General features: G+C 62.0%; 27 protein-coding genes and 1 pseudogene. 3 read left to right on the top strand and 25 right to left on the bottom strand.

Annotation, left to right across the window (positions count from 1 at the left end):
• Positions 1-5 precede the first annotated feature (5 nt).
• The 18 genes from OSA81_01750 to OSA81_01665 all read right to left on the bottom strand — a co-directional run bounded on the left by OSA81_01750 (position 6) and on the right by OSA81_01665 (position 14393).
• Positions 6-2606 carry a M14 family zinc carboxypeptidase gene (locus OSA81_01750; protein MDE0897717.1) on the bottom strand — a complete coding sequence of 867 codons (2601 nt, stop codon included), beginning with the start codon at positions 2604-2606 and terminating at the stop codon, positions 6-8.
• A gap of 67 nt (positions 2607-2673) precedes the next feature.
• On the bottom strand, positions 2674-3453 hold the full coding sequence (locus tag OSA81_01745; protein MDE0897716.1) for a hypothetical protein: 780 nt from the start codon (positions 3451-3453) through the stop codon (positions 2674-2676).
• Positions 3454-3497: 44 nt separating this feature from the next.
• The gene (locus tag OSA81_01740; GenBank protein ID MDE0897715.1) at positions 3498-3668 is read right to left on the bottom strand and encodes a hypothetical protein; all 171 of its coding nucleotides are present in this window, start codon (positions 3666-3668) and stop codon (positions 3498-3500) included.
• On the bottom strand, positions 3665-3874 hold the full coding sequence (locus OSA81_01735) for a hypothetical protein (protein ID MDE0897714.1): 210 nt from the start codon (positions 3872-3874) through the stop codon (positions 3665-3667). Before OSA81_01735 ends, OSA81_01740 begins: the two co-directional genes overlap by 4 nt.
• Before the next feature lie 13 nt (positions 3875-3887).
• Positions 3888-4241 (bottom strand): hypothetical protein, encoded by a 354-nt coding sequence (locus OSA81_01730; protein MDE0897713.1) that lies wholly within the window; start codon positions 4239-4241, stop codon positions 3888-3890.
• On the bottom strand, positions 4238-4486 hold the full coding sequence (locus OSA81_01725) for a hypothetical protein (GenBank protein ID MDE0897712.1): 249 nt from the start codon (positions 4484-4486) through the stop codon (positions 4238-4240). Before OSA81_01725 ends, OSA81_01730 begins: the two co-directional genes overlap by 4 nt.
• A 123-nt stretch (positions 4487-4609) precedes the next feature.
• Positions 4610-5545, bottom strand: a complete 936-nt coding sequence (mmuM, locus tag OSA81_01720) for a homocysteine S-methyltransferase (GenBank protein MDE0897711.1) — start codon at positions 5543-5545, stop codon at positions 4610-4612.
• Entirely contained in the window at positions 5538-6125 is a 588-nt protein-coding gene (locus tag OSA81_01715; GenBank protein ID MDE0897710.1) for a DinB family protein, read from the bottom strand. The genes mmuM and OSA81_01715 overlap by 8 nt, the downstream gene beginning before the upstream one ends.
• Positions 6126-6165: 40 nt before the next feature.
• Positions 6166-6816 carry a peptidylprolyl isomerase gene (locus OSA81_01710; GenBank protein MDE0897709.1) on the bottom strand — a complete coding sequence of 217 codons (651 nt, stop codon included), beginning with the start codon at positions 6814-6816 and terminating at the stop codon, positions 6166-6168.
• 268 nt (positions 6817-7084) lie between these two features.
• A complete protein-coding gene (locus OSA81_01705; protein MDE0897708.1) occupies positions 7085-7480 on the bottom strand; it encodes a cupin domain-containing protein in 396 nt (131 codons plus the stop codon).
• 7 nt (positions 7481-7487) lie between these two features.
• A complete protein-coding gene (locus tag OSA81_01700) occupies positions 7488-8060 on the bottom strand; it encodes a cupin domain-containing protein (GenBank protein MDE0897707.1) in 573 nt (190 codons plus the stop codon).
• Positions 8057-8941 carry a creatininase family protein gene (locus OSA81_01695; GenBank protein ID MDE0897706.1) on the bottom strand — a complete coding sequence of 295 codons (885 nt, stop codon included), beginning with the start codon at positions 8939-8941 and terminating at the stop codon, positions 8057-8059. Before OSA81_01695 ends, OSA81_01700 begins: the two co-directional genes overlap by 4 nt.
• Complete coding sequence (locus OSA81_01690; protein MDE0897705.1) at positions 8938-9327, bottom strand: hypothetical protein; 390 nt, start codon at positions 9325-9327, stop codon at positions 8938-8940. The genes OSA81_01695 and OSA81_01690 overlap by 4 nt, the downstream gene beginning before the upstream one ends.
• 78 nt (positions 9328-9405) lie before the next feature.
• Entirely contained in the window at positions 9406-10731 is a 1326-nt protein-coding gene (locus OSA81_01685; protein MDE0897704.1) for a hypothetical protein, read from the bottom strand.
• A complete protein-coding gene (locus tag OSA81_01680) occupies positions 10728-11873 on the bottom strand; it encodes an NAD-dependent epimerase/dehydratase family protein (GenBank protein MDE0897703.1) in 1146 nt (381 codons plus the stop codon). Before OSA81_01680 ends, OSA81_01685 begins: the two co-directional genes overlap by 4 nt.
• A 128-nt stretch (positions 11874-12001) precedes the next feature.
• On the bottom strand, positions 12002-12634 hold the full coding sequence (locus tag OSA81_01675; protein ID MDE0897702.1) for an outer membrane beta-barrel protein: 633 nt from the start codon (positions 12632-12634) through the stop codon (positions 12002-12004).
• Between the two features lie 5 nt (positions 12635-12639).
• Entirely contained in the window at positions 12640-13164 is a 525-nt protein-coding gene (locus OSA81_01670; protein MDE0897701.1) for a GrpB family protein, read from the bottom strand.
• Complete coding sequence (locus tag OSA81_01665) at positions 13161-14393, bottom strand: serine hydrolase (protein ID MDE0897700.1); 1233 nt, start codon at positions 14391-14393, stop codon at positions 13161-13163. Before OSA81_01665 ends, OSA81_01670 begins: the two co-directional genes overlap by 4 nt.
• 131 nt (positions 14394-14524) lie before the next feature.
• Between OSA81_01665 and OSA81_01660 the strand changes: the two genes are divergently transcribed.
• The gene (locus OSA81_01660; GenBank protein ID MDE0897699.1) at positions 14525-15148 is read left to right on the top strand and encodes a hypothetical protein; all 624 of its coding nucleotides are present in this window, start codon (positions 14525-14527) and stop codon (positions 15146-15148) included.
• A gap of 117 nt (positions 15149-15265) precedes the next feature.
• On the opposite strand, the pseudogene OSA81_01655 reads toward OSA81_01660, so the two are convergent.
• The 5 genes and pseudogenes from OSA81_01655 to OSA81_01635 form a co-directional block, all read right to left on the bottom strand.
• A pseudogene (locus tag OSA81_01655) lies at positions 15266-15559 on the bottom strand (hypothetical protein).
• A gap of 53 nt (positions 15560-15612) precedes the next feature.
• Positions 15613-16167, bottom strand: coding sequence for a GNAT family protein (locus OSA81_01650; GenBank protein ID MDE0897698.1), 555 nt, complete (start codon positions 16165-16167; stop codon positions 15613-15615).
• Positions 16168-16177: 10 nt separating this feature from the next.
• Complete coding sequence (gene surE, locus OSA81_01645; GenBank protein MDE0897697.1) at positions 16178-17056, bottom strand: 5'/3'-nucleotidase SurE; 879 nt, start codon at positions 17054-17056, stop codon at positions 16178-16180.
• Positions 17050-17877 carry a carboxypeptidase-like regulatory domain-containing protein gene (locus tag OSA81_01640; protein ID MDE0897696.1) on the bottom strand — a complete coding sequence of 276 codons (828 nt, stop codon included), beginning with the start codon at positions 17875-17877 and terminating at the stop codon, positions 17050-17052. Before OSA81_01640 ends, surE begins: the two co-directional genes overlap by 7 nt.
• Positions 17877-18245, bottom strand: coding sequence for a DUF805 domain-containing protein (locus OSA81_01635; protein ID MDE0897695.1), 369 nt, complete (start codon positions 18243-18245; stop codon positions 17877-17879). The genes OSA81_01640 and OSA81_01635 overlap by 1 nt, the downstream gene beginning before the upstream one ends.
• A gap of 348 nt (positions 18246-18593) precedes the next feature.
• Between OSA81_01635 and OSA81_01630 the strand changes: the two genes are divergently transcribed.
• Both OSA81_01630 and OSA81_01625 read left to right on the top strand, forming a co-directional pair.
• Complete coding sequence (locus tag OSA81_01630; protein MDE0897694.1) at positions 18594-19577, top strand: N(4)-(beta-N-acetylglucosaminyl)-L-asparaginase; 984 nt, start codon at positions 18594-18596, stop codon at positions 19575-19577.
• A gap of 42 nt (positions 19578-19619) precedes the next feature.
• On the top strand, positions 19620-20294 hold the full coding sequence (locus tag OSA81_01625) for a hypothetical protein (protein MDE0897693.1): 675 nt from the start codon (positions 19620-19622) through the stop codon (positions 20292-20294).
• Positions 20295-20425: 131 nt separating this feature from the next.
• On the opposite strand, the gene OSA81_01620 is transcribed toward OSA81_01625, so the two are convergent.
• Complete coding sequence (locus OSA81_01620; protein ID MDE0897692.1) at positions 20426-22363, bottom strand: amidohydrolase family protein; 1938 nt, start codon at positions 22361-22363, stop codon at positions 20426-20428.
• Position 22364: 1 nt separating this feature from the next.
• Positions 22365-22709, bottom strand: coding sequence for a hypothetical protein (locus OSA81_01615; GenBank protein MDE0897691.1), 345 nt, complete (start codon positions 22707-22709; stop codon positions 22365-22367).
• Positions 22710-22742 lie beyond the last annotated feature (33 nt).

Here is a 22742-nt window from a genome sequence, read left to right as displayed (position 1 = left end):
CTCGCCTAGGAAATTGGCCGGCTGATTCTCCGCTCCATCAAGGCATTGAACAACAGCTTGTAGGTCCCGTGGGTCTGTGCCCGGTGCTGTGTCCGAAAGCCCAGCATGAGGATCGAGCCCTCACCCTTGTCCACCGCGACCATGGCCGCCTTGTTCGCGATGGTCTCCTCACCGAGCAGCCAGCCGCTCTCGAGGATGTCGCGATTGAGGTATGTGCCCAGTCGAGTCACATCGGCGCTGCGTGCACCACGGACCGTTTCGTACACCTGGCCGCCGGCCAGATATGTAGCCAACCCGTACTCCGGCATGCCGTACGTGTAGGGATTCGTGTTGTCGATCTTCATGCGCAGCGTCGCGCCGGGGGCCCAGAATTCGTTGCCCCAGATTCCATCGACTGCGTTTTGGACAGGAATGTCGAAGTCCTCGAGCGCCAGATCACCCGCCTGAGCAAAGGTCACGAGTGTTCCTCCGTTCTCCACGAAAGCGTCGAGCGCCTCCACCCCTTCGTCACCGAAGCCACTCCGGTAGTCAGGTGGCGTCGACTCGGCGTTACCGCCCGCCACCATCATGCTCCGCGAGTCGGCAGGCAGGACGATGACGTCCCAGCGCTCGTGCAGGTCACCGCGCAGAATCTCGGCGTCCATGATCGTGCTGTACGGGTAGGAGAAGTCCTCGAGAAGGAGGCGCGTCCAGCCTTCGTCCATGTTGCCGCCGTAGTGGCGCTGGAACATGCCGATCCGCTGCTGGGACATCGGGTAGGTGCTGCCCGACCCGTCACCGTTGAGCGCAGTAAAGTCTACACCGGTCTCCTCCGCGATGTCGCGGACCGCCGTAGCGTCGGCACCAGGCTCGACGATGAAATCACCCATCCGAAAGCCGTCGCCGTTCGCGCTGGCGCGGCTTACGTCGGCGCCCGCTGCGAAGAGCATGTTCACCGCTTCGAACGAATCGTTCAGGCGGCCATCCAGTACATACCCACGCGCACCCACAGCAACCGTTCCGCTCGGATCGATCTCCGACGTCAACCGGGTCATCGCAGCCACGATTGCCGAACCGACCGGCTCGACATTCACTCCCATGAACTCGGAAATGTTGTCCGTAGTCATGTCGTACGGGCGAATCGGATTGCCCTCACGGTCGCGGGTATAGGTGTTGTCCGGATAGAACGTCCGGCCGAGCAGCCAGCGGATGAGGCCTCTCTTCGGCTGTGCCATCGAAACCACGTAGCTGCCGCTTGTATAGGCATGCCCTTCGTGCTCGAAGTCGCGCGTGGCACGATCCACCGTGATTCCCTGGAGGATCAACTTGTTCACCATTTTCTGCATGGTGAGCGGGTCGTGCTGGTCGGCGGGAATAACGTAGGCCTTCACCTCACCGTCGATGCCGCGCTGCGTCTGCCGCGACGCCTTGTTGTAGGCATTTCGGAGAACCGTCTCGCGATTCTTCGAAGCGAGCTCAAGTGGCGAGAACGTCGCGACGATCTGGCGCTCCACGATGTCACGGACGTGCCACCAGCCGCCTTCCCACACGCTTGGGAACGTGGTCTGCGACTCGTACTCCGGGAACTGACGCGACCCGCCAAGTTGGTCCGGGTGCACATACAACGGAGTCGCCAGACGCGCGCTCGCCGACTCGGTCAGCATCCCCGCAATGTTGTGAAAGGGCGTAATCCAGTGGAAGCCGAAGTGGCCCCAACCGGAGTAGATCGCCGCACCGATCGCGCCCACGAGCTCTTCCTCGTCCATCTTATACGCCATCTGTGATCCGTACCACGCCATCTCACGCCACACGAGGGGATCGGCTTCAGGACGAATCGGCTCGGCATACGGCGGGAGCACGATGCGCGCCGTGAACGGGCCCATCTGGTGGTGATCGATGTAGGCCTGCGGCACCCACTCACGGAACATGATGTTGGCGACGTACTGCGACTCGACGGTGTTCTGCATGAACGCGTCGCGGTTGTTGTCGTGCCCGATAAAGTGGTGATAGAGCTCGGGCGGGTCCTCACCCTCATACTCGGTTCCGACCCACTGATTGTACCAGTCGGTAACGATGATATTGCCGTCCGGATTCATGCCCGGGATCAGAATCGACACAGTCTCGTCGAGGATCTGCTGCATCTCGTCGTCGGTGCGCGTCGCGTAGAGATACATGATCTCCGCTGCCGACTGACTCGCGGCGACCTCTGTGGAGTGCAGCGCATACGACTGCACGAACACGACCTTCCCATTTTCGATGGCGTTGTCGACCTGTGCCTGCGAATGCCCGCGCGGATCGGCGAGGACGGCGTTCATCTCCTTTATCTCATCGAGCTGGGCCAGGTTCTCGGCGGCCGACGCGTAGATAATCAGGAACGGATTCCCGAGTGTCGAGTTTCCCACGTGGTCGATGACGAACCGATCACTCATCGAGCCGATCAGCTCGTAGTACTCAACGAGTCGATCCCAGCGAGCCAGCTGCCTGTCCGCACCCATCTGATGCCCAAAGAACTCTTCAGGCGTTGGAATCGCCTGCGCCACAACCGCGGACGGAATCGTGGCAGTAAGGGCCAACGCTGTGACGATGATCGTCAGAGCGAGGCGAAGGGCGATGCGATGCGACTTCATGAGATATCTCCGGTACACTGAGCGACGGACGAACAGCCTAGAGGCGGCACGGGACGCCGACAAGAGATCAGTGGCTGAGCGGAATTCCCGAGCCCAGCAGGACCACGAACGCGACCGCTACGACGATACCACCTGCGATCACCGGGAGAGACCGCCGAAGCCGGAGTGGGTCGCCTGGAACGGGGTGTCCGCCGACACGCCGACCTGCCACGAGAATCGGCCACATAGAGCCCCAGGTGCCGGCAAGCGCGACGGCGAGCAGGGCTGCGCGAGGGTCTGGACCAAGAAGCGCGGCCACGCCCGCAACCACACCTGTTGCGAGCCATGCGGCCCGAACAAGCCGGAGAGCACGAGCCCGACGATCCATAGCATTGCCATTTCCGATGACGCGGGCGAGCGATGGCACGGTCTCTTTCCAGACCAGGCCCGAGATAAACAGTCCAGTGACGATCAGGCTCGCACGAAGGGGATTCCGATTGGGGAATCGATCGATGATCGCCATCCAGTCTCCGAACTCCAGCAGCGGCGAAAGTACGAGATGCACAGTCGGCAGCCACGCATTGACTGCGAACAGGAGCCAACCAGTGACGGCGACCATGGTGGGGCTTCCCACCCCACGCTGCGCGAGCCTCCATCCGACCAGCGCGAGTATCCCGCTAGCCACCGAACCGCTCACGCCGAGGGCGACATATCCCGCATCGGACAGGCCGGACCAGTCGCCCTGGAGCCCTGTGCTCAGAAGTAAAGTCGGTTCACCCCCAACCGCTAAGGTGGCAAGCAGGCGAGTTGCTTCATGGAGCGCGACGCTAACCGAGACGACCGCAGCAGCAGCGGCAGCCACCGTCAATCGATCTGGAGTGGACGACGACTCTCTCGTATCGATATCGGCCCTCAGGCTTTTTTCTTCTGATCGCGCACAGCGCTTCTCACCGCCTCGTACGTCGTAACGAACTGATCCAGAGGGATCGCCTCGAGGGCGTCGCCGATCACATCGAGTGGCACGTAATCAACGTTCCGAAAGCGGACACGCGACTGGCCCATGTCGTAGCACTTCCCTGTCACGCGGTACTCCGAGGCCGAATGTTCTCGAGCGTCGTCATCAGCGGAGATAGCTGACAGATACACAGCCATAAGGGCACCTGACCGCTGACGATTCCCCAGTTCATCGTTCCTTCGAAGCCTTCGGATAGATGGATAACGATCGTCGCTCGACCCTCAGACAGGAGTTCGTCGAGGTACTCCAGAGCCGCCTTCGCTTCGGACCTCAAGGAATCGCTCCTGTCAGCCCAGGCAGGCGCCGCACTCCGGCGCTTCAGGAAACACAAAGAGGCGTTCGAACGGAATGAATCCGCCACACGCCGTGCAGGTGCCGTACGTCCCACCCTCAAGGCGTTTCAGCGCTTCGCGGATTTGTGACAACTGCACGATCTCCCGACCCCGAAGCCCTTTCGCGAGGCTCTGATTCTGCAACGAATCGATACGGGAGAGTCGACCGACCGCGGACTGGTCCAGCTCCACGGTCTTCATCGCCTCGTCCGTGATTTTCATGCTCTTCGCGAGCTTGCTGAGTTGACGTTCGAGCTCAATGCGAAGCTCGGAGACCTGGTCAGCAGTCAGTGATCCGGGCATCGTCACGCGCCTGCCGCTCCACACTTCTGCCGTTCGTCCACGCTTAACCGGCCCCACTCTTGTGGAATAATCAGAAGGAAGACCACCAGGGACAGCGGCGGAAAGATGTGTCCAGAAATCGAGAAGATCGGCTCGGCTACTAGGTAACCGACGGTGATGGTCACCAGGACTGCGCCGAGGAGAATCAATCCAGGAAGTCTCCAGAGCCCGAGCAGGACCAGGCTGACCCTTATGAGTTCAACGAAAGGCACGCCACACGGCTCCCTGGCAGAACATCAGGCCGATCACCAGTCGGGCGAACAACACGCTCCAGGCTCGGCTTGGACCCAGCTTCTCCACAGTGCCTCCTTGGTTAACAGCAGTCAGGCTGAATCTCAGCGCTCAATATCGTCTCGCAACTCTCGAATGATATCCGGTCCAATCCGGCAACATCCTCCGGTAATCATCGCTCCGGCAGCCCTGACTGCACGCATGCCCTGGACCCACCCGCGCTCGGCTTCGGCGGCTCCAGACCACGTACCGTCCTCGGCATGGTACTGCTCACCTGAGTTGGGATAGGCGATCAGTGGCAGATCAGTGACGGTGCGAGCGAGAGAGATGAGCGACACGACGTGCTTCAGTGACGAGCAGTTCACGCCGACCGCGGCTACTCGATCGTGCGCCGCACAGGCGGACACTACATCAATGAACGCACTCCCGTCGGAAATCGAATCTCCGTCCGGGCACGTGAAACTCAGCCACGCCCAGACACCTGGGTGGTCATCGAGAATCTGGAGAAGAACCTCAGCCTCGAGAGCGCTGGGGATCGTTTCACACGCCATCAGGTCGACCCCCGAACCGGCCAGCAGCGAAAATCGATCGCGGTGGAACGTATCAAGGACGCCCCCCTCAACGCCGTACCGCCCGTCATACTCCGACCCGTCCGCGAGGAACGCGCCATATGGTCCGATGCTCGCCGCGACCAGCGCGTCGCTCGCACCTGCCCGCGCCCGCGCCTCAAGGGCAAGGTCGGACGACCTGAGCAGCGCGCGATGGGCATCCGACTCCCCAAGCCCCGCCGCCCTGAAACCCTGCACGGTAGCCTGATAGCAGGCGGTGGTAATGCAGTCGGCACCCGCCTCGAGATAGGCCGTGTGTACGCCTCTGATCTCTTCCGGCCTCTCGAGGAGCAACCGCGACGCCCACAACCGGGAGTCCAAGTCGAGGCCACGTGCCTCGAGCGCCGTGGCGAGCCCGCCATCCAGAACGACATGGCCCTTCGCCTCGAGCAGGGGGCCAAATGGATTCATCGGCTTCTTCCGATCAGCCATCGCTGGGCAAACTCCACGGCGGCACCACTTCGTTCGACCGCGCGTACGCGATGCTTTGCCCGAGGTGCTCGTGTAAGTGCACAATGGCACGGACCCAAACATCTCCCACTGTGGTGGGCGTACCGAGCACGACCTCTCGACCCAAATCACTCGCGCTTTCAGACATGGATTCCCGGAGGAACACGAAAGACGCGTCGAGAGCCGCGAGCATCTCGTCACGACTCATCTCGCGCTCCTGGTACGTGCGGAACGTGCCCTGATCGCTCGTGACACCGGTCTCGGCAGGGGCTTCCCATCCCATGAGCGCCGGGACGAACCAGTTGTCCGCGGCCACATGAATGAAGACTTCCTCAACCGACCGAACACTGTCCATGGGACGCCAGGTCAGGTCGTCCTCGGGTATCGCTTCGGCAAGGGCGGTGAACTTTTCGTGGGCGCTGGCCATGACACGCTCGAGGCTGGCGAGCTCAGATTGAGCAGCGGCAGGGCCAGTCTCTTCCGTCGGGACTGCGTCTGTGGCCGTGCAGCCTCCGAGAAGGGTCAGAAGCGCGAGGAGAGAAGCCGGATGACGGCAGGCCATGAGATGCTCCGAGCAGAGGATCATGCGGGGTCGCCAAGGTTCAGCGCGGGTCGCCCCGGAGCAAGTTGAGACTCGTGATCGAATCGAGCTCGGGATATTCGCGGTCGAGAAACGGGTTCCCGATGCCGGCGATGGAATCCTCCCATTGCATGGGCGTGTCTCCGTAACCGGCGTAGAGTTCGTCAACCGACTCCATGCCGCTTACCACTCGCCCAACCGGAGGGAATCCAGTCACGCCGTTCCAGGCGAGCTCGTCGAGATCCGTGTTATCGGACCGATTGATGAACAGGATGGCGGACCGGGTCCCTGGGCCGCCACGTGCGAAGCTGACTGACCCTCTCACATTGCTAGACCGGGTGGGTTCATCGGGAAGCCCTTCGGCGATCCACTCGGCATCGATCTCTGGACGGCCACTGTACCCGAACTGCGCATATCGTTCGTTCACACGGTAAATGCGAGATCCGGCCCAAAAGTCGACTTCGGCGAGTTCCAGAACCCGATCCACCGCGGCCGGAGACCAGTCCCTCACGAACTCGACCTCGAAGGGACCGGCACTCGTCTCGAAGGTCACCCGGAAAGTCTCGGGAACGTCAGGTGACGGAGATGCCCCGTCCCCCCCCACGGATCTGCCGGACGCATCGCCGCATCCGGAATACGCGGCAGCAAACAGCAATATGGCAAAAAACTTCACCGCTCGCCGGAGTCCTCGCCTCGGAGTCATCGACCGTACAGGCGACTCAGTATCTGTTTGGAACATCATGACGAATCTGTGAAATGAGAGGCATACGCGGTCAGCCGCATAATCGAAGGGGTCACGATCCAGTATCTGCAGCAACTATTGGGGGACCCTAGCACCTCCTCCGCACCTCAACACCAAACTCCTTGCGGATGACGAGCTTTGACCGGAGTGCTGTCCCCTTCGTGAACCGGCCTTCCGCCTGAACTAGTCGTCCCCCGACCTAGCCGCCTTCGGAAGAGTCCAGCCAAGTCGTGACCTCTCCGGTGTTGATGGCGAGGTGCTCCCCTGCTCCGCCCGGCGCGGCCCCGTGCCAATGCTCCAGGCCGGCTTCGATCACGACCACATCGCCCGGATCGAGCATCAGAGTCTCACCGGCGCGGTCGACCACCACACACTGGCCACTCAGCCCGAAGAGCAGTTGAGATGCGTCATGTGTGTGCCAGTTCGTTCGTGCACCGTCGTAGAAGCTCACCCGATACAGCCGGACAGCTTCCCCGCCCTCACCGCCGAGCAGACGCTGCATGCGCGCGGGAAGAACGAAGTTGGCAGGATCCGCTGAATTGTGTGCAAGTCCAACCGAGTCGATGCGTTTCATGTCCGCGCCTCGCTCGCGCATGCCACCTTCAGCTGCCTTTCAGCCCGACAAGCTGATCGGGGTCAATGCGATACACGATGTAGGTGATCGCTTCCGTGATCTCACTGAAGCCATGGGCGATGCCCGCGGGAATGAACAGGACGTCTCCCGGTGCAATCGCTTGGCTGACACCGCCTTCGATCGTCCCGAACGCGCTCGGCCCGGTGAGCGTCTTCACCATACTGCCGTCTGGGTCTGCCTCCTGGGCATTCATGAGATCCGGCGAGGTGACGAGGATGCCCCGCCCTTCCACCACTCGATAGATCTCTGCTTGATTGTGATGCTGAATCGCGCTCAAACGATCGGTCACGGGCCGACTCACGACGCCGACACCGAAGTTGATGTCGCCTGCGTCGAAGTGGCGGATCTGCTGGTCGCTGACGCGGCCCTCAGGCGCCTGCTCGATCGTCGCCATGAGCTCGGCGGCACTGACATGTGAGGCCTGCACTTGGGCGACCACGGCGGACGGGGCACCTATGGACGCCACCAGCGCCAAGACAAACGCGGCCGAGACGGCCACGCCATTTCCGCCTAGAAAGCAATGATTCAGGTCCTGGGTCATCGGTCGTTCCTCGAAGTGACAGCAGTTCGGATGGCGCGCGCCGTGATCTCGGCACGGTACTGAACGAGACGGCGGCCGTTGGCGATCGTCGTCTCGAGTGGATTGAGGTCGACGCCGTTTATGCTGAAGAGACCTTCATCAATGCGCTGTTGAGCCCTGATTCTCTCTGGATCGGTCGTCGCGATGATCGACGAATAGTGATAGTCGTCGTGATATTCGTTCCGGGTTGCGACACAGTCGTCTGGCTCCTGATGGATGCCCAGCTCCCCCTTCAGAAAGTCACAACTGTAGATATCCTCTCGGTAGTACTCAGGAATGTGATGAACCCGAGCCGGACCATCGGCCCACTCGGCGTTCAGCTGGTCCGCCACGTTCTGCATTCCGCGTGTGTTGCCCCCACTGTCCCCGATCAACACCACATCGGTGAAGCCGTGCGCGGCAAGCGACGACACGATGTCCGTCAGGAGCGCCTCGAAGGTCTCCTGGGTCACGCTGATCGTCGCGTGGTATTGCATGTGCCCACGCGGAGGATCGATGCTGCCCTCCGGGACGAACTTCACGATAGGCGCGACGAGCGCGTTCCCCAGTTCCTGTGCGGTGGCCACGGTCGTCGCGCTGAGCACAAAGTTGTGTTTTCCCGCAGCGACATAGGGTCCGTTCTGCTCGACCCCGCCTGTGCCCACGATGACCGTAGTCATGCCGCCGGCGAGCGCGTCGCGGACATCCATCCATGTCATCTCTTCGATGAGCAGGGTATTCGCGCCCGCGATCGGCCTGGGTGTCGTGAGGTCGGATTGCGCTGCGGCGTTGTAGGCGCCCAAGGTCGATACTACGAAGACCGAGGCAACGATCGAGAACGCACCTGATGCGTATCGTTTCATACTCTCCCTCTGGCAGGAGCAAACGGGTCAAGCAAGATGCGGAATGGCACCTCAAGGCGCGAATCGAGACGGACGAGGCTCTCTGTCAGTCCAAGCCCCTTCAGCTTTCGCACACTCATCTTGAAATGGGCCTTTTCGAGGTCGACATCGGCAGCGAGACCGCCGGCTCGGACACCTGGTCGCCCATCGGTGGCTTCGAGGGTCATTCTCGTCCAGGGCCTCGGCATCCGGCACATCCTGCCTGAGTGCGAGACGTGGATCCAGGCCTGTGAGATGTAGTCCCACACGATAGATCGTGTCGGACGTTCACGACGGGGGACGAGAAAGTGCGTCGAGTAGCCCGGCGCGAGCAGCCACCTCCGGTCTTCACGATCGGTCGCTTCCATCGGTGGAACTGGAGCGTGGTCCGTCTCTCGGCAATCCCTCTCCGGGTCTCCTGCCAAATCAGCACGTGGACAGGGCGCCTACGCTTCAGCGGTGACGGCCTCGCCCCCCGCACCAGCAGCGGCCTGAATTTCCGCCGCGGACTTCACCTCGCCTTCACGGCCGATGCGCAGTGCCACCACCGCCCAGATCAGCGCAGCGGGTGCTGCCACGAGCGCGATCGATCCGATCGTCAGGCCAAGAGCCGCCAGACCGGTATACGCCCAGCCACTCACGAGGTCACCACCTCGGTAGACCGCCGCATCGATGAACGCTTTCGATTTGTACTTTTCTTCCCGTGACACCACGGTGAAGAGCACCTCACGTGCTGGCTTGGACAGGCCGTAGCGGCCGGCGCGATAGGCGACCTGCACGATGATCAGTGTCGTGAGCGTCGGCCACATCCACAACGAGACGAACCCTCCCGCGACCACGACCGGGACGATCGCGAGCGTTACCCCGATGCCCAGCCAGCGAATCACGCGAGCAGTGAGGTACACCTCGAACAGGATCGTGAGGATGTTCACCCACTTGTCCATATTCGCGAGCAGCGCCCTTCGTTCGCCGCGGTCCGTGATCGCTTCGTATACCAGATCCGACTGGGCGAAGTAGAGGATCGTCGATGCGAACGTCATCATCAGTATGAAGGCCGAGATCCCCATGAGGTACGGCGATTGAAAGACTGCCTTCATGCCACTCCAGGCATCACCTGCGAGTGGCTTCTCTGATGCGGTCCCGCCTTCCACCGCACCGGTGCCGAAATTCTTGTGGAGTCCCCGAGCGAGCCAGGAAGCTCCCTCGAGCGGGACACAGGAGATCAGCAGGAGGGTGAATACCGGGACTTGGGTGGCGAGCGCCTCGGTGACCATCGAGCCGACAATGCCGCCTACCGAGGCTCCGATCGCGATAAAGCCAAACAGGCGTTTTGCCTGTTCGCTGTTGAAGCAGTCGGCGACCAAGCCCCAAAAGACCGTGACCACGAACAACGCGAACATGCTCGTCCACACATAGAAAACTCGGTCAATCCAGGGCCGCGCTGCTTCGGGCATGAATACCAGGCTCGCCCAGAAGCCGATCAGACAGGCGATGAAAAACCGATTCGCCATCGGTACGAAAACGCCTCGTGAATACCGAGACGCGATCCAGGAATAGGCCTGGACCGCGACGATCATCACGAAGAAGACGACCGTCCACAGGATCTGGAGATTGCCGCGGTCGGCGGCCGCGATCTCGTCGCGGACAGCTCGCAGGATGTAATACGACAGCATGATCAGAAAGCCGTAGGCCGCAGCCATCAGCATACCTTTCAGCTCACGATCATCCCGGTACTCGACGACGCGGGAGAGCAGGTCGGTCGGGGTCCTCATGCCTGCGAGGCGTGCCAGGCGTCCAGCGCTGCTCGCTCCTTCTCACGACTCATCCCGAAATCGCGATTCGCTCGCTCCTCCGCCGGGCGCGCCTTGTCCCACACGAGCGTGTCTCGCGTAGTCTGCGCGATCGAGCGAAAGGTCAGACCGGTCGCGACCGCGTCGCGGACGTCGACGAACATGAGCGGGTCACCGGGGATCCATGATGGCAGATCATTCCAGGAAGTTACGCCCTGAGCCTCGAGGAACGACTCCGACACCCAGGTGAACTCATGGGGGGTGTCGACCGCCGCACTGATCTGCTCGAGCATCGATCCCATCGACAGCCGCTCTCCTGGACCCGTCGCATTGAAGTCGCCCATCGTGCCGTTCTCAGCGAGGCGGACGATCCATTCGGTCAGATCTCTCTGGTCGATGATCTGGTTCGCGTGGTCTGGATTTCCAGGGGCGAGCACCTCGCCGCCCTCATCGATCCGGACCGGCCAATAGGTAAACCGATCGGTAGGGTCGCCAGGGCCCACGATAAGCCCGGGGCGTACCACTGTAGTCCGGCCGGGGAACGCGGCGTGGACGGTGTTCTCGCTCAGAGTCTTCATGAGGCCGTACGGAGCGTCGTCACCGTCCGACCAGCCCTCCGGAGGATCGATCCGCTTGAAGTCCTCGTCCACCACCGGTTCCATCATGAGGGTCTCGGGGTCGCCGAGCCCATTCAGATCGTAGGCCGAAATGGAAGACACGAAGATGTAGTGCTCAGCGGCATCGGCCAGCAGGGCCGTGCTCTTCTGCACCCACCGGTAGTCCTGAGCGTTGTTGTCCAGCACGACGTCCCAGCTCCGTCCTTCGAGCGCGACGTGATCGTCGTTTCGGTCCCCGATGAGATGCTCGACGCCGTCCGGCAGCACCATCTCTGAGCGGCCGCGGGTGAAGATCGTGACCTCGTGGCCTCGCTCAGCCGCGTAGCGAACCATGTTCGGACCGATAAAACCGGTACCGCCCAGCATAAGAATGCGCTTTGGCGTGGGCGCCGTCGAAGCCGCTGCGCCTGGATCGGACTCGCTCGCACAGCCCGCACTTCCACCAAGCGCGAGGCCGGCTCCGACCACGCCGGTAGTACGAATAAAGTCTCTTCTTGTCGGGCTCATCGTCTGATCCTCACGCTTCGGAGCCTGTGGCGCCGGGTTAAGGAAGCCGCGCTGGCTTCCGTGTCATGATACCGCGGCGTCCACCATGCCCGCGCGGCCCGGGTGCGGCAAGCCTCCCATCGCCTTCCTCAGTCCCGCGGTCGGGGAATGCCAACTCTCGCTACGAACTCGGCAGAGCGGTTTCGCACGGATACGAAATTGCCGGAGTATGCGTCACTCAAGCCCTCGTAGAGCCGTGCTTCGACTTCGACCTGGTACCGCTGCCCGACCGTCATACCGAGTCCGACCCCACCGGTCACACCAAACACGGTTCCGTGATCACGAAAGAGAACCGGACCGAGACCCGTGTCGAGTCGGCTCCGCAGAAGAAGGTCAACCGACGGGCCACCCCCGACATGAAGCTGCACAGGACCGACATGTAGTGTGAGGCGTGGCGCCACGGTCAGCGTGGCGTATTCGGAGCGCACCGCGCCCTTGATGGGATCCCCAGGCGTCTCCGGGGCCAGATTGTTGCCGCGCTGAACGATGAGTGCCTCCGCCATCACGGAAAACCACGACACGGGCGTCTTGGCATGAACGAACGCACCCACGATAAATCCTCCAACTGCTTCAGTCTCGGATTCGGGCTGCCACACCCCGCTGCTCATGTTGTAACCGGCGATCGCTCCAATCGTCGACGGCGCGTTCTGAGCTCGGGCGTCCGGCGCATAACCCAGGCAGACCAGCAGCATGGTCGCGACCAGAGAGAGAGAAGGGTACACAATCTTCAATGTGATACCTGCTCGAGAATTCGTGTGATGAACGGGTCCTTCGCTTCGGTATACGCGAGCCGTTCGTTTCGGTGCCGGTCAGCGAGAGCCTGCTTGAGTGCCGCATACTCGTTCGCTACGTCGGGATGCCCTCGCAGATAATCACGGAAAAGTAGATGTCGCGCCCATGTCGAGTCGCCAAACACGCAGCAGTGGACATGATGACTGCGTGGCCGAGCATGCGGGCGACGGAAGTAGCGACGATGGGGTATGTCTGCCTCGAACTCGGGCACATACTGGTAGCCGAGCAAGGCCATCGCGTCGACGCGGGCTTCCGCGTCTGCCAGCCGCGGGAGTCCAACGCAGATATCGATGATGGGCTTCGCAGCGAGGCCCGGCACGGATGTGCTCCCCACGTGCTCGATCTTCACCGTGGTGTCCGCGAAAACCGGGGCTAGACGTGCCTTCTCGGTGGAGAAGGTTTCGGCGCACGCCGGGTCATGCCCAACGACCTCGAAGGGCCGAGCAACCCGCCGGCTCACCCCCCGTACCCTCTCCTCACTCCATCTGCGACCGAGTCCCACTCGTAAGCGAGTTCAACCCGGCGGAGAATCTCCGCTGCCAGAGCCGACCCCTGGTCACCGTTGGTCATCACAGCGACACCGTAGCCTTTCACCTTGTGGGCAATAAGGTTCGCCCGGAATCCCCAGTTGCTCCCGCCGTGCTCGAAGTACCACCCCTCACCACGCTTCGAGACGATGAACCCGACCGCGAATGGCCCCACGCCGACCGGAGACAACATCTCCGAAACGTGCGCCTGATCGAGCACCCTGGTCGACGTGCCCCGATACGTGTTCTGTACTTCGATCGCAAAGCGGGCCAGGTCGCTCGGGGTCGTCCAGAGTCCGGCTGCTGCTCGCTCCGGATAGACATGCCACTTCGGCCCCATGGACGATCCGGTTTCGTCATGCGCTCTCGCCGCGTTCACATCGCGAGCCGGATCGATCGGCTGCTCGTACGAGCTGTTCGTCATTCCGATCGGGGTGAGTACGTCTGAGGTCATGATTTCTTCGAACGGCCGACCACGCGCATCGGAGAGTGCCAGTTCCATGACCGTGACCCCGCCGCCGGAATACTCGTAAAAGGTCAGGGGCTCACGCTCCATGAAGAGCGAACCGACGTTGGACAGATCGTGCCCCTCAAGGATCTGCACCGAGGTCGGGACCTGTGTGCCCGGATCGTAGCCTGGGAAGCCGAAGCCATCACCGAGCCCCGACGTGTGGCTCGTGAGTGACCGAGCTGTCACGGGTCGATGATCCGTGAAACCGCCTCCGTCGAGCGTCCAGGACTCGAGGACATCGTTGATGTCGCCGTCGAGCGTGAACATGCCATCCTGTACCGCCCGCATCGTGGCCATGGCTGCCACCGGCTTACTGATCGAGGCGGCCTGGAACATCGTTTCGACATCGACAGCGCGACCCGTTTCTACATCGGCGACCCCGTAGCCCTTTGCCCAGAGAATCTCAAAATCCTGAATCACGGCAATGCTCATGCCCGGGACGCCGAGGTCCTGCATCAGTTGGTCCAGCGTGAGATCTCCGTAGCCCTGCTCACCGACCTGTGACTGGACACCCTCGACCTGTGCCTGAAGATCGACCGACTGAGCCTGGCCACAGGCTGAGCCAACCGCGGTGGCTGCGATGCATATGGACAGACCGACGCAGCGGGTCATCCGCTTCGGCCAGAGCCGGCCAGAGGTCCAGAAAGTCATGGGCGTCGTCTCGGAATCAGGGGACAGTGGAGGACGCTCACGATGGGCGGCGGCTCATCGCCGGGCAACCAGCCCGTGCCCCGTTGTATCAGGCCACGTACCTTTTTCGCCCATTTTCAATAGGAGGCACAATGATCCGTCGATTTTCGATGGCAGCCCTCGCGCTCCTGATCGCCGTTCCACTGGCCGCTCAGGATCTTCAACTTCGCGTGGACAAGAGCACGAATGCCGCAGACCCGGACGACGTACCTGAGGTGACCATTGCAAACGTCGGCAATGGTTTCCAGATCAACACCGGTCCGGCCGCCCTGGTCTGGGACGATGCGAACACGGCGACCGGCGCGTACACGCTCTCGGCGACGTTCACACTTCAGGAGCCGAGCGGACACAACAATTACTACGGCCTGTTCTACGGTGGTGGAGCGCTCGAAGGCGAGCGTCAGAACTACATGTACTTCCTGATTGGTCAGAACGGGAGCTACATCGTGAAGCACCGAGCCGGTAACGAAACCGTCCACGACCTCCAGGGTCGGACCCCGCACGATGCAGTCGTCCAGCCCGGAGACAGCGGCACGTCGGTGAACGAGCTCGAAGTTCGTGTCAGCTCCAGCGAAACTCAGTTCGTCATCAATGGAAGTGTCGTGTTTACCGCACCGAAAGAGGGGATGGCTGGCCGGACGGATGGCATCTACGGAGTTCGCGTCAACCACAGGATCCCTGGCGTGCTCGTAGAGGGCCTCGGCACCTCCCACTAGTGGCAACCGATCACATCCAGGGCTGACTCTTTGTGAGATCGATGGAAGAAGGCCCGGGACGCGCAGCGTCCCGGGCCTTTGCCGTTCTATCCCTTCGGACCGGACGGCCCCGATAACTCAGAGCATCGTTTCGGCCATGAGATCGGCGTTGTAACCGACAATCAGACGATCGCCCGACCTGAAGGTCGGAGCCCGCAGCTTACCGGATCGTCCAAGGAGAAGAGCGAGGAGTTCGTCATCAGACGGCCGCTCCTGGGAAAGGTCGACATAGAGCGACTTCTTTCCTTTTGCCACATGCAGGTGCGTGACGCCGTCGAGAACTCCGAGGGCCGCGGCCCCCTCAATGGGGTCTCGACCGGTGCTCTGGATCTCACCATCGGGGATTTGATTCTGCTCAAGAAACTCTTGAGTGCGTTTGCAGCTTGTTCAGCCAGGGCGGTGGTAGCGCCACTCGAGACTGCGAGTCATCTGTTGCTCCGTTCGAGGAAAGTTCTCCATTCCAGCTCGAGAATCCCCCAAATCATGCTATCCCTCAAGGCCCCCCGTATATTCTGTTCCCTCCGGAGCTGGCCTTCGAGGGTCATGCCGCACTTCCGGAGCACCCCGACAGACCCCGTGTTGTCAGGGTCACACGACGCCCAGATTCGCTTCAGGCCCAGCATGTCGAAGCCCATCGCGACCATCGCGAGTGCCGCCTCCGTCGCGTATCCCTTGCCCCATGCCGGCTTTCCGTAGGCGTATCCCAGCATCGCGAGATGGGCATCCGCAGATGGTAGGTAGATCCCCACTGACCCCACGGGTTCGTCCGTTTCCTTGGGCACGACTGCGAACACGAATTCGAGTCGGGGCTCGGCGGCGGCGCGCTCCAGGTTCCGCTCGATGAAATCTTGCGTCACCTGGGCCGTGTTCGGCCCCCACGGGAGGTATTCGACGACCTCAGGATCAGAGCCGTATGCATGGACCGCCGAGAAGTCTTCTTCGTCCAGTTCACGCAGGATGAGGCGCTCGGTCTCGATCATCGAAACTACCCTAACGCTCGATGATCAGTCTTTGCAGCAACGGCTCCCAGCTAGCGGATCCGAGATCCAGGTTGCCGTCCAGCACACTGATCGTCACGAACCCAGCCGCCACCAGGGCGACATCAGATCCTTCCTCCGCCTGCTCGACGTTCCCGGGCGCCAGCTGCACGCGCGCTGGGCCTTGGTCGCCGCCTACGGAGAACAGCTGACGAAATCCGCGCACACTCGATACGGTAGCGAACCGAACTCCCTCAGGGTCGTCGGCACCCACGGCCGGGTAGTTCACGTTTAGAATCGTGCGGGGAGGCAGGAGGCCCGCGCCACCAGACTCGGCCATCTGTCGGACCAACTCGACGAGAAATTCTGCGGCCGGCTCGAACGCGTCGATCGTACTCGAGAAACGGCGAGCTCTCTCGCCCTCGCTCAGATCCACCTCGACCGACAGCGCGATAGCCGGCACGCCTGCCCTGCTGGCCGAAAGCGCTGCCCCGATGATGCCTGATGCAATCACGTTCGCGCCGACATTTTGCCCGAAGTCGGCGCCCGTGATCACAAGGTCCGGGGGATTGGCCCGAAGTACGTGAACCAGTCCAAGCGTCACGGCGTCGACCGGCGTCCCATCAACAGCCCACACACCCTCTTCCTGAGGGTAGTAGTCGATGGTCCCGCTCGTAGTCAGAGAGGCGCCGCTGCCGCTTCGATTTTCGAGCGGGGCGACGACCGTGACCTGATGTCCGGCGGCGAGAAGAGCCGTGCGGACTGCGATCAAGCCCTCGGCGTCGTATCCGTCGTCGTTAGCGAGCAGAATATTGAGGCCGCTCGGAGCACTCACCGGCGCAGCAGCCACAACGAGCGCCGCGATCAGCGCGCCGAAAGATCTCGTCAGCACGAGGGCGCACCCCCACTAGGACGGAAGGTCCAATCAAACTCTCTCGTGTACATGTGCACTGCGTTCTCCAAGGTTACGACGACCCCGATCCGGTCCATGTCGATCGACTCGATGTATTCGTTCGAACACTGATAGCCGTCCACGAACAGTGCTCCGCATTGTCCCTTTCGTGTGGGCGTTTCACCAGGGCCCTCCGCCGCACGCTCCACCGCCTCGTTCTGTCGTTCCCATCCGCTCCGTGCGAGATGTCCAGGAGCGCCAACCGAGCCAACGCATACCCTAGCCCCATGGCTCACGGGAATGTACAGGTAGCGCAGTGTCTCGGTGACGTCTTCTGCCTTGAGCTTCGCCTCTTCGAGGCGCCAGCCCTGGATCGAACGATAGCCGGGAAGCGACGCTGGATGTTGTCCGAACTCGAGGGTAAGGAAGTCCTCTAGCTTCTCGTTCTGGACCGTCACCTGAAGCGGGTCCAGCCTGAACGGCTCGGGCCGCATCTCGAAGTCGACTCCGTATACGCCGCCTTCTTCGACCGCGAGCAGCGGCGACTCGTTTTCAAAGTACCCGAGCCGCTCCACGATCATGATGTACTCGCCGCCCTCAGGCACGGTGAGGACGTAGTTCCCCTCTATGTCGGCAGCCCACACCTGTATGGGCTTGCGTTCTCTATCGAGCAGGAAGATCGCCGCCAAACCCACCGCGGCACCGTTCTCCGAATCGACTACTCGTCCGCGAATATCCTGAGCTTCGAGGCACTCCGCGGAGAGAAATGCAGAGAACACAAGCATCCCCACTCCACCCGCACACCACTTCCAGCGCCCCATCAGTCGAGCACCTTCGCCGCCTGGAGAGGATCCGCGCCGAACTGATTCGCGCCCTCGGTGCCCTTCACGAAAAGGAGGACGCAAGAGAGGTACAGGTTGTATAACGGGATGAGGAAAAGGAGCCCGTGCCAGCCGGGTCGATCGAGGTCATGTAGTCGTTTGATCGTGATGCAGATCGCCGCCCAAACCCCAGCGGCGATCACGCCAAAGCCCGGCAGAGCCAGAAACAGCATTCCCAGGACGCCCGCGAGCGCAAAGATGCTGATGCCCGCTGTGAAGATGGCAGCGTCATCGAGCACCACATGCCACAGGTACCATGCCCGATTCGCGCGACCCTGCGTCGTGAACAGATCGACCAGTCTATCCATGAGACGCTCCTGATTGGTTCCCAGCATCCTGTCCGCCGGATACGGTCGCGTCCAAGGTGTCATTCGCCGCATTCGGAAGCGAGAAATGATCGATGATGCGAGCCGCTGTTTCTTCTACGCTCAGATCGCTGTTTTCTATCAGTGGCTGATAGGGGAGAGGGGGGTCCCCCTCTGAGTTCAGCTGATGACGAGAGTGGTTCGTGAGCACACGAACCCGGGAAGCCGCAACGTTTCGTATTGGTCCGCACTCACTCTCCAGGCATCTGGTCACCCGAGCACGCTTGCCGTGCGCAGAGCGAGATCGGTAACCTCAAGGGGTCGCCTCCCTCGCTGACTCACGCGCCCCGTATGACTGACCGTCGCACGTTTCTCCGTACCTCCGCGCTGGGCGCAGCTGCCGCTCCTACACTGCTGCACGGCTGCGCGGCCATCGACCAGGCGGCCGAGATCGCAGACCCGGTCCGACCCGTCGCCCTCTCTACCTGGAATCACGGCCTCGCAGCGAACGATGCCGCGTGGCCAATTCTTTCGAGCGGAGGGAGTGCCCTCGATGCGGTCGAGGCCGGTGTGCGTATCCCCGAAGCCGATCCAGAGATCACGTCAGTCGGCTATGGTGGCTGGCCAGATCGATACGGTCAGGTCACCCTCGACGCATGCATCATGGACGAGCGGGGTCGATGCGGGTCGGTCGCCTTCCTCAAGGACATCATGCATCCCATTTCCGTGGCGCGTCAGGTCATGGAAAAGACGCCTCACGTAATGCTCGTTGGCGCGGGCGCGCTGGATTTTGCGCTGGCGAACGGATTCGAGCAGGAAAACCTGCTCACCGAGCAGTCCCGGGCTGGCTGGGAGCAGTGGAAAGCCGAAAACGGTGAGACGCTCCCGATGATCAACGTGGAGAACCACGATACGATCGGAATGCTCACGATCGACCAGGCGGGGAATCTGTCCGGCGCCTGCACAACCAGCGGGGCGGCGTACAAATACCACGGTCGCGTCGGTGACTCGCCGATCATCGGAGCGGGGCTGTACGTCGACAACGACGTCGGAGGAGCGACCGCGACGGGCTGGGGCGAGGCCGTGATCCGGGCGGTGGGATGCTTTCTTGTAGTCGAACTCATGCGGCAGGGCCACAGTCCTGACGAGGCCTGTCGCCTCGCAGTCGAGCGAGTGATCGAGAAGAACCCGGACTGGCAGGAAATCCAGGTCGGCTTTCTGGCCTTGAACAAGAACGGAGAGTGCGGGAGTTTCTGCATCGCTCCCGGGTTCGACTATGCCGTCTACACGCCCGAGTCAGGCAATCAGCTCATCGACGCTGAAAGCAGGCTCTAGACTTCAGTCCTCCATATCCGCACTAACCCTTCTACGATCGCCATGACGCCCGAGCGCAGTTACTCCGACGACGAAGTCTCCAAGATCCTGGATCGTGCGACGGAGACCCATGTCCAACGCGCATCGGGTGACGGTCCGGCAGAAGGCCTCTCGCTCTCCGAGCTCCAGCAGATCGGAGATGAGGTCGGGATCCCGAAGGACGCAATTCGCAGTGCGGCAGCCAGCCTCGACAGACCAGCGGCCAGTTCTGCCCCTGAGCAGTCGTTTCTTGGAGCCAGGACGGGCGTGGGTCGGTCCGTGACATTGCCACGGGCGCTCACCGGGGCCGAATGGAATCGGCTCGTCGTCGACCTGAGAGAGACCTTCGGTGCGAAGGGCACGATCGAGCAGGACGGTGCCTTCAGGCAGTGGACCAACGGGAACCTGCAGGCCCTGGTCGAGCCGACGGACGGTGGCGAGCGTGTAAGGCTGCGCACCAGGAAGGGCTCCGCCTATTCATTAATGGCATCGGGCGGGCTCATGGCTTGCGTCGGCGCAGGCGGGCTTCTGGGCGGGCTCGGCGGAAGTCCCGAGGAGATTATCGTCCTGGTCGCCCTGGGCGCTGGTGGACTGGTGCTGCACATGGGAAGTCGCCTCAGTCTGCCGGCGTGGGCTCACACCCGTGCGCGTCAAATGGAAGACATCATCAACCGCCTGACAACGAACCTCGACGAGTGAGATTTCCTTCGACTTCGTCGAGGCCGAGAGCAGCATAGCGGTCCCGCGTTTCGATCCAGAGCGCTATGGACTCCTCGGCCTGCGCCTCGCGGCCATCAGTTGGCCGAGGAATTCTGGGACGGTCGGCATGATCAGAAATTCGGCAGGGTCACATCTCCGGTGACCGTCGCCATGATCGGCTCCATGCCCTCAATCACTACCATCAGGTTGATACTGCCCGCTTCCGTGGTCGGGTCAGCCGTATCCAGCACCACGAACGCGCTTCGCTCATCGCCCCCTGCGGTCAGTCCCCGGACCGTGAAGCTGGCCCAACCATCGGTGGTCTGAAGGACACCCCAGTTCGTGGCGACGAAATCGACACTTCCGTCCTCCGCCGTAAGGTGGAAGTCACCCTCGGCGACCCGCGTCCCGGCCATCTGACGGACGGACATTTCCAGCTCAAACCGAGACGTCCCGCTGTCGACAGTGCCTCGAGCCACCACGCGCTGAGCCTCACCCAGGCTCATCGGCCGGGCAGGCATATTAGCCGACCGGAGGAGTCCCTTCCCCGCGCGTTGACTGATCGGTGCTCCGTCACGAAGCGCCCACGTGCCGTTCACAAACACTTGATGAACACCCTCTGATGCCGCGGTCGGGTCCATGAAGGTCGCGTGATCAATCACCGTCTCGGGATCAAAAACTACGACGTCAGCCGCCATCCCTGGGGCGAGATAACCACGGTCGATCATGCCCACAGTCGTCGCAGGCAGTCCCGTCATCTTCCGGATCGCATCTTCCCAGGACAACACACCAAGCTCCCGTACGTAGCGGCCCAGGGCGCGCGGAAAGGTGCCATAGTATCGAGGATGCCCTGCGGGCCCGGCGGTCGCATCGCAGTCGCATGCGATCGAAGACGTCGGATGCGCCATGATCGCAGCCAGGTCTTCCTCGCTGCCAAAGCGGAGAATCGCGCTCGGACTGTCGTCAGACTCCTGGAGCAGTCGGACAACGGTCTCCCCCCCCGACGTCGCGCCCATTTCCTCCATGACGTCGGTCAGTTCGGTTTGCGTCTCCGGCAGGAATACGCCGGACGGACCACCGAACCGAAGATCCAGAGCTTCGTTGGCCTCCCGGATAATTCGGCCGCGCAACGCGGGATCACCGAATCGGGACAGGACCTGATCGCGGGTGCCGGCCTGCGCCCAACTGGGGATGATGAGCGCCATGAGTGAAGTCTGCCCAGCGAGGTACGGATACACGTCCGCCGCTGTATACGCGCCGCGGTTCGTCGCCTCGGTCATCATGGCGAGGACGGCGGCAGAGGTGCCCTGCTCGCTACCCTGGATCTTCATGTGCGTGATCAGCGGCATAAGCCCTGTCGCCTCACCGATCTCGACAGTCTCCCGCATGCCCACGAGCGAGCTGTAGCCAGTCTCCGGCGTCGTTCGGTCGTGGTTCGTGAAGAGAGACCGCCATCGCCCGGTCCGGGAGAGGACCGCGATCACATCTTCCATACGAGCGAAGTACGCCGGCGTGTAGTCGAGCCCGGCTGAGACGCCCCAAGCACCGGCCTCGAGTCCGGCCTCGACCATCGACGCCATCTCCTCGATCTGAGACGCATCAGGGCGGGTCTCCTCTCGTCCATTCACCTCGGCCCACGCTGAGTTGAATCCGATGGTGGGCCCGATGTTCACGGCGAGGCCAAGCGCCTCTGCTTCAGTGACCTGTGCTGAGATATCGAGCGGGCCTCCCCCGTCCGCGTTCAGGATGATGGTCGTGACACCCTGCGCAAGGAGGTTCGCGGCGGTTGGTGCGGCATCGAGGCGATTGTGACTGTGGAGATTGATGAAGCCCGGACTCACAAACATCCCCGTGGCGTCCACCTCCTCGACAGCGCTCACTCCGGAAAGATCGCCGACCCGAGCGATCGCCTCACCCGAAATCGCTACATCTGCCATGTACCTCGGCGTTCCGGTCCCATCCAGGACCGTCCCATTTCTGATGATGATGTCATACTCGGGCGCCCCACCGCAGGCAGTGATGAATGCAAGCAGGAGCAGTGCGCCCCAAAGCTTCGTTGCGTTCGACATTTCAGATGCACCTGCAGGAGACGAGAGCGACGATGGCCACCAACACGACGGCCGGAAGGACCAGCAACACGGAGCGAACCATTGCGGTTTGCTCGACTTCGAAAAAGGAGATATCCCCAAGGAGCGCTGCACCGGGAGACAGCGTGCCAACGATGGCCCCGGCTCGCACTACGGGAGCTTCGATGGTCATCACGGTCCCGTCGCTCGTGGTAATGCGGGCGCGCTCCGGCGCTTCACTGGTCACGTAATCCGCAGCAGGCGTCGTGACCGGCTGCCAAGTGACGCATGCGCCGAGCAAAGCAGCCAGGAGGAAGACCACGGGCAAGGTCCAAAGTCGTGGTAACACGATGGGCTCCAGAATTGAGTTGGACGACAATCT

Source organism: Longimicrobiales bacterium (genome assembly GCA_028823235.1).
GTDB lineage: Bacteria > Gemmatimonadota > Gemmatimonadetes > Longimicrobiales > Gaopeijiaceae > UBA2589.
Note: the sequence above shows the minus strand (reverse complement) of the source record. Positions and strands in the feature narration are given on the sequence as shown.